This window comes from Faecalibacillus sp. MSK20_93, from assembly GCF_020589945.1.
Taxonomy (GTDB): domain Bacteria; phylum Bacillota_I; class Bacilli_A; order Erysipelotrichales; family Coprobacillaceae; genus Faecalibacillus; species Faecalibacillus intestinalis.
Genome location: NZ_JAJDKA010000090.1, coordinates 1 through 6583, shown reverse-complemented (window position 1 = coordinate 6583; position 6583 = coordinate 1). Strand labels below are relative to the sequence as shown.

Annotated in this window: 9 protein-coding genes; all 9 read left to right on the top strand. The window is 32.6% G+C overall.

Annotation, left to right across the window (positions count from 1 at the left end):
- On the top strand, nucleotides 1-462 hold a 462-nt coding region (locus LJD34_RS15245), incomplete at its 5' end, for a conjugal transfer protein (protein ID WP_227360299.1).
- Between the two features lie 144 nt (nucleotides 463-606).
- Complete coding sequence (locus LJD34_RS15240; protein ID WP_055267761.1) at nucleotides 607-921, top strand: DUF6442 family protein; 315 nt, start codon at nucleotides 607-609, stop codon at nucleotides 919-921.
- A gap of 1 nt (nucleotide 922) precedes the next feature.
- A complete protein-coding gene (locus LJD34_RS15235) occupies nucleotides 923-1132 on the top strand; it encodes a helix-turn-helix transcriptional regulator (RefSeq protein ID WP_005342572.1) in 210 nt (69 codons plus the stop codon).
- 14 nt (nucleotides 1133-1146) lie between these two features.
- The gene (locus LJD34_RS15230; protein WP_129981351.1) at nucleotides 1147-1476 is read left to right on the top strand and encodes a DUF3784 domain-containing protein; all 330 of its coding nucleotides are present in this window, start codon (nucleotides 1147-1149) and stop codon (nucleotides 1474-1476) included.
- Nucleotides 1477-1491: 15 nt separating this feature from the next.
- Nucleotides 1492-1722, top strand: coding sequence for a hypothetical protein (locus tag LJD34_RS15225; protein WP_003060191.1), 231 nt, complete (start codon nucleotides 1492-1494; stop codon nucleotides 1720-1722).
- A 166-nt stretch (nucleotides 1723-1888) separates the two neighbouring features.
- Nucleotides 1889-2659, top strand: a complete 771-nt coding sequence (locus LJD34_RS15220) for an ABC transporter ATP-binding protein (RefSeq protein WP_003061398.1) — start codon at nucleotides 1889-1891, stop codon at nucleotides 2657-2659.
- Complete coding sequence (locus LJD34_RS15215) at nucleotides 2649-4616, top strand: ABC transporter permease (RefSeq protein WP_148461411.1); 1968 nt, start codon at nucleotides 2649-2651, stop codon at nucleotides 4614-4616. The genes LJD34_RS15220 and LJD34_RS15215 overlap by 11 nt, the downstream gene beginning before the upstream one ends.
- 58 nt (nucleotides 4617-4674) lie before the next feature.
- Nucleotides 4675-5334 carry a DNA-binding response regulator gene (locus tag LJD34_RS15210; RefSeq protein WP_055057940.1) on the top strand — a complete coding sequence of 220 codons (660 nt, stop codon included), beginning with the start codon at nucleotides 4675-4677 and terminating at the stop codon, nucleotides 5332-5334.
- Complete coding sequence (locus LJD34_RS15205) at nucleotides 5331-6335, top strand: sensor histidine kinase (RefSeq protein ID WP_055057969.1); 1005 nt, start codon at nucleotides 5331-5333, stop codon at nucleotides 6333-6335. The genes LJD34_RS15210 and LJD34_RS15205 overlap by 4 nt, the downstream gene beginning before the upstream one ends.
- Nucleotides 6336-6583 lie beyond the last annotated feature (248 nt).

Sequence of the window (6583 nt, the reverse complement as noted above, 5' to 3'; positions counted from 1 at the left end):
GTAGATCAGCAGATAAAAGAGGGAGAACAGACAAGCAATGTGAAAGCAACCTATACTGTAAAAGTCTATGTGGACGCAGACGGGGATATGGTAATCGTTCAAAACCCTACCCTTGCACCAGCAGTTGAAAAATCAGACTATGAGCCTAAGACACCAGAAGCAGACGCAAGCGTGGACGCTGATACGGTAAATGACGCTACCGCTTTTCTGGAAACATTCTTTAAGCTGTACCCAACAGCGACGGAAAAAGAGCTTGCTTACTATGTATTGGGAAATGTGATTGAACCTATCGGCAGGGACTACCTTTATTCTGAACTGGTAAACCCTATCTTTATAAAGGACGGCGACAATGTGAAAGTCAAGGTTGCGGTAAAATTCATTGATAATCAGACAAAAGCGACGCAGGTATCGCAGTATGAGCTTGTGCTACATAAGGATAGTAACTGGAAGATTGTAGGATAAATGATATAGCGTGCATTTCCTATCAGATTTGCACGCTTTTACAAAACGACAAGAAAACTGTGCAAAAATATTGACTTGTAATGACCGAATGCTATAATATAAATGACAAGTGTACTTGGTATTATTTGAAAGGAGCGTTATATAATGGATAAAGAAAAAATACTATCACAAAACAAAAAAGAGAATCTATATCTTGATGAATACGAAAAACATATTAAACTTCAAGGGAAATCTTTTGGCTTAATGTTTGTTTTATTTATCTGCATTTTAATTCTTTTCATTAAAGCAGTTTGTAAAGAACCTTACTATGACATAATGACAATTATTGGGTCTGTGGCATTTGGCTCTATGGGTTATGAAGCACATATTTCAAAAAATAAATCCAAATTTGTTATTGCTTTATTCTTTCTTCTATTTATGGGGTATTACTTTTATAAATTTTTAATGATAGGTTTATAGAATGGACGAACATTTAATTTTGCGAAACAGATTAAAAACTGTACGAAAAGAAAAAAAATTATCACAAACAGAATTAGCTGAACTAGTCGGGGTTTCTCGGAATACAATTAGTTCTATTGAAACTGGACAATTCAATCCAACAGCAAAATTGGCATTAGTGCTTTGTATAGCTTTAGATAAAAAATTTGAAGAATTATTTTATTTTGATTAAAGGAGAGAACGATTATGGAATTAGAGGAATTGATTGTTGAAATAGTTATAGGATTGTTTTTACTTTTTATATCTTATCAAATAGGAATAAAAGAGAATATTACTTTATTACATGGTTATCATTATACACAACTTGACCCTAAAGATAAAAAGGTGTTTACAAAAAAAATAGGAATAGGCACTTTACTGGTTAGTATTGGTATTCTTGTTATGCCGATTATCAATTTAATCTCTCATTCTGAATTAGGCTATTACATAGGTCTTATTTTGATTTTTGTAGGAGTGTTTTATATCATATTCATCATTGTAAAATACAACGGAAAACTTATTAGCTTTAAAAAGTAGAATTGAGGTATGAATATGATAGGACTGAACAAAAGAGATATAAAAAAGGCATTGAAAGCTGGTGCAAAAGCTGGCGGTGTATCATTGGCTGATGTTCGGGCGGATATTGAAGCTACGATTGATGAAGCTATGAATAGCACCGACCCAGAGGTGCAGGCAAATTTCAAAAAGTATTTTGGGAATAAACGCCCTACACCAGAAGAATATATTTATATCATTACGAAAAAGACAAAGGCAAAATTATAATAAAAGGGTCGTGGAAATGCTTCACAAAATTGTGATCTGCATTATCACGGCTCTTTTACTCTCTGTTTACTTTCAAAACTGTAAGTGTAATTGAATACTGCCCTTGCTATAATTTAATTGTATTCCAAAACAAATAAATGTGGCAGGAAGAAAGGAGCGATTTTTAATGGAACACATTTTAAATTTAGAGCAAGTAAAAAAATACTACGGGGGTAACTCTGGAAATATCACAAAGGCAGTAGACGGTATTTCTATGTATGTAGATAAGGGCGAATTTGTCGCAATCATGGGAGCTAGTGGTTCTGGAAAGACTACCCTATTAAACTGTATCTCTACGATTGATACTGTAACCAGCGGACACATTACAGTCAATAATCAAGATATTACCAAAATCAAGGATAAAGATTTTGCTGATTTCAGACGTGAAAATTTAGGGTTCATTTTTCAAGATTTCAACCTTTTAGATACTTTAACGATTGGAGAAAACATTTCTTTATCATTGGTTATCAACAAACAGAACCCTACTGATATTGAGAAAAGAGTTCATGCTATCGCCGATAAATTGGGTATTCGTGATATTTTATCGAAATTTCCTTATGAAGTTTCTGGCGGACAAAAACAGCGTTGTGCTTGTGCTAGAGCCTTAATCAATGAACCGAAACTGATTTTAGCTGATGAACCGACGGGAGCTTTGGACTCAAAAGCTTCCAGATTATTACTGGAAACAATGTCTGAAATCAACAAGAAAATGCAGGCTACTATTTTAATGGTAACACATGACCCGTTTAGTGCGTCTTTCTGTGAACGTATTTTGTTCTTGAAAGACGGTAAAATATTCAATGAAATTTTCAGAGGGGAAAAAAGCAGAAAAGATTTCTTCAATGAAATACTGGATATATTAACCTTGCTCGGAGGTGAAGTGGGAAATGTTAGGTAAGTTAGCGTATAGAAATACAAAAAGAAATATTAAAGATTATTTGATTTATCTGATAACCGTTACTGCATCCTTTTCTCTTATATTTGCTTTTAATTTGGTGGCAAATTCTGATGAAATTGTAAAGTTATGTTCCAGTATGGATGCATTTAAGAATTCATTGTTCGCTGTAAATATTCTTATTATTTTTGTGATATGCTTTTTGATCAACTATACAACGAAATTTATGTTTGAAAAAAGAAGTAAAGAATTAGGAACATATATGCTTCTTGGCATTAAGAAAAAAGAAATTGCCCACTTAGTTGTAATTGAAAATATACTGTTGGGAATTTTAGCAATTGTATTAGCTATTCCTATTGGCTTTTTATTCAGCCAGTTTGTGTCGTTAGTAATTGTAAACTTACTGGGTATTCCAAAAACTCTCTTTATTTCTTTGAATTTTGTTTCTATTGGACTATTGATAATTTATTTTTTAACTATTTATGTTTTGGTTTTACTTAATCTATTAAGAAGAATAAGTAAAATGACGATACGTGATTTTCTTTACTTTGATAAACAAAATGAAAAGAAAATGTTCCGTGACAGTAAAAAAAGAAATGTCATTTTTGTTTTAAGTATTATTCTTGGTGCGATTTCTCTTTTTCTCTGGAATTCACGTTGTACTATGGATAATTTTAATAAGCAAGAAACACTTACCTGTTTGATGGTAAGCGTAATCATGTTGATTATCAGCATTTATGGTATATCTACAACTTGTGCAGATATGTTCTTGACTGTTTTGTTAAAGAATAAAAAAATGAAATATCAAAATGACAATCTGTTTGTAGCAAGAACATTTGCTTCTAAAGCAAGAACAATGAGCTTCACATTTGGTACATTGTCTATGTTGATTTTAACTTCACTGCTGGCTCTGAATTATTCTAGTATCAACAAAGCTTCGTATGATATCAGCGTGAATTTAAATGCACCATATGATATACAACTCTTTGATGATAAGCAGGTATTTGATGAATATATTCGAGTAATTGAAGAAGAATATACGATTGATAATACCATTGAGTACGACATTTATAAAGAGCCGAATCATCAGGTACAAAAATTCTTCCAATCAGAATATTATGATTTTGACCCAGTCTTGAAGTTAAGTGATTATAATAGGTTACTAGAATTAAGAAAGATGCCGTTGCTTTCTTTAAATGATAACGAATACTATATAGTTACAAATAGCAAGTTTGCATATGAGGTTGAAGATAACAAAGACATTGAAACCATAACAGTAGCAAATAAAAATTTGAAATTAAAAGGATATGACACTAAGTCTTATTGGAACTCTATAACTAATACTGGCAGATTTGTTGTTGTACTTCCAGATAAATATGTTCAAGGACTTGAAGTATCAGAAAATCATTTGATTATAGATACAAAAGAAGATACAGACGCAGAATTAGAAAATAAGATAAAAGAAGATATGCAACATCAATTAGTAAAGGTTGATGAAAATGGAGAAATAAATGATGAGTCGTATAGAGTAAACGTAAGAGGTGCAGAAATAGAACAACAAAAAGCAATGGTTGCAATAGTAGTCAGTCTGTTTATGTACATTGCATTTATTTTGATTTCCGCAGTAGGAACAATTTTGGCAGTTCAATCATTGAGCGACTCTACTAAATACAAATATCGCTACCTGACCTTGCGAAGATTAGGAATAAATGATAAGTCGCTATTTAAGACAATCAGAAAACAATTATTGATATTATTTTGTGTCCCTGCAATATCAGCAATATTGTGTTCTTTTGTGATGATGTCGTCATTGAATAATGTGTATCAACAAATTTTGGGAGATAAACACCTTTATCTAATGTACTTTGGCTTGAATTTAATTATCTTCTTCCTAATTTATAGTATTTACTGGATAGCGACGTATATCGGTTTCAAACGAAATATCAATGAGGAGAGTTAGATTTTTCTAGCTCTCCTGCTGTGGAATTATTATAATGGTAAATCAAGGGGGTGTTGAAATGAGAATAGCGATTATCGAAGATGATGAAATCACTCGTTTGGAGCTTTCTAAACTATTGAACACACAAGGATATGAAACAGTTTTATTGACTGACTTTGGAAATCTGACAGAGGAATTAAAGCAATATTCCATAGAACTGGTTCTGCTTGATATTAACCTGCCGTATGAGAATGGCTACGAAGTATGCAGGAAAATAAAACAAGTCATGCCAGTACCGATTATCTTTGTAACAAGCAGAGATACAAATGCTGACGAATTGAAAAGTATTCAAGTGGGCGGAATTGACTTCATCACAAAGCCGTATGACACGCTTATTCTTCTTGAGAAGATCAAGCGTGCATTGCAGTTGTCAAACCCGAGTAATTTCCGTGAGCTTGTCAAAAAAGATTGTACCCTTGATTTACATTTATCCATTTTGAAGTATCAAGAGCAAAGCATTGAACTGACAAGAAATGAATTTCGTATTTTGTACTACTTCTTTATGAACGAAGATAAAGTTATTAGCAAAGAAGAACTATTGGAAAAGCTGTGGAATGACAAATATTATATAGACGAAAATGTATTATTGGTTAATATGACCCGTCTAAAAAAGAAAATGAAAGAAATCGGTATTGTTCATTTATTGGAAAATATACGAGGAAAGGGTTGGAAACTGTGAGTTTTTTTACATTCTTAGAAGAAAAAATAACAGAGATATTGTTTCAGCTTTTCTTTCTTGCCGTAGTAGCATTTCTCTTGATTTTCTACGGTGTAGATACGCTGTTTGTTGTATCGCTGGTAATTCTGTTCATCAGCATACAAGGGCTTTTTCAATGGTGTTTGTATCGGAAGAAGCGTAACGCTTCACAACATATTATTGATTTAGTAGACGGACTGGAAGAAACCTATTATATTGCAGACGTTTTACCAAAGCCAAAAGAATTTCAAAATAAAGCCTATTGCTACGCACTAAAAAAAGCCTGCAAATCTATGAATGATGAAATCGGCAAAATCACAGAGGAAAAGCAGGACTATCAAGAATATGTGGAAAGTTTCGTCCATGAAATTAAAATACCGATAGGAGCATTGTCTTTGACGTTTGACAATACAAAAAATTACACATTAAAAAAAGAAACAGACAAAATATTTCAGTTAGTGGAACAAATGCTCTACTATGCAAGAAGCGAAAATACGGAAAAGGACTATTTTGTAAAACAGTTGCAGTTAGACGAAGTGATACATAATGTCATTCTGAAATTCCGTCATTCGCTTATGGAAAGAAAAGCAATTATCAATATCCATGACATAGAAAATGTCATTTATACTGATGAAAAATGGCTGACATTCATTCTATCTCAAATCGTGCAAAATGCGATTAAGTATTTTGATAAGCAAGAAAATAAGCTGACGATATACAGTCAAGACAATGGTACAAATATATTGCTTGTGGTTGAAGATAATGGTTGTGGAATAAAAGCGTCTGATTTATCCCGTGTATTTGAAAAAGGTTTTACGGGTTCAAATAGAAACAAGGCAAATGCAACGGGTATGGGACTGTATCTATCGAAAAAATTATGCGATAGGTTGGGCTTGAAATTGGATATTGCTTCTACGGAAAAAGAATATACAAGACTGACCATTACATTTCCAAAAGGAACAGTTCATAATTTTTCAGAGTAATTTGAAAACCATGCCAACATTGATACGGTGCTTTAAGGGGGCTTGCATTATGGAAAGCTTTAAGTACAATTCTTTGCAATCAAATTCCACCTAATAGCACACTATTAAAAATTGAATATGTTTTAGCTTTAAAGGCTCGTACAGACTATATGTTTTGTGCGGGCTTTTTTCATACCCGAAAAAAATTTAAAAATTTTTCAAAAGAGGTCATTAAATCACACCTTTCATTCCCTATATGGTGCGGAAAG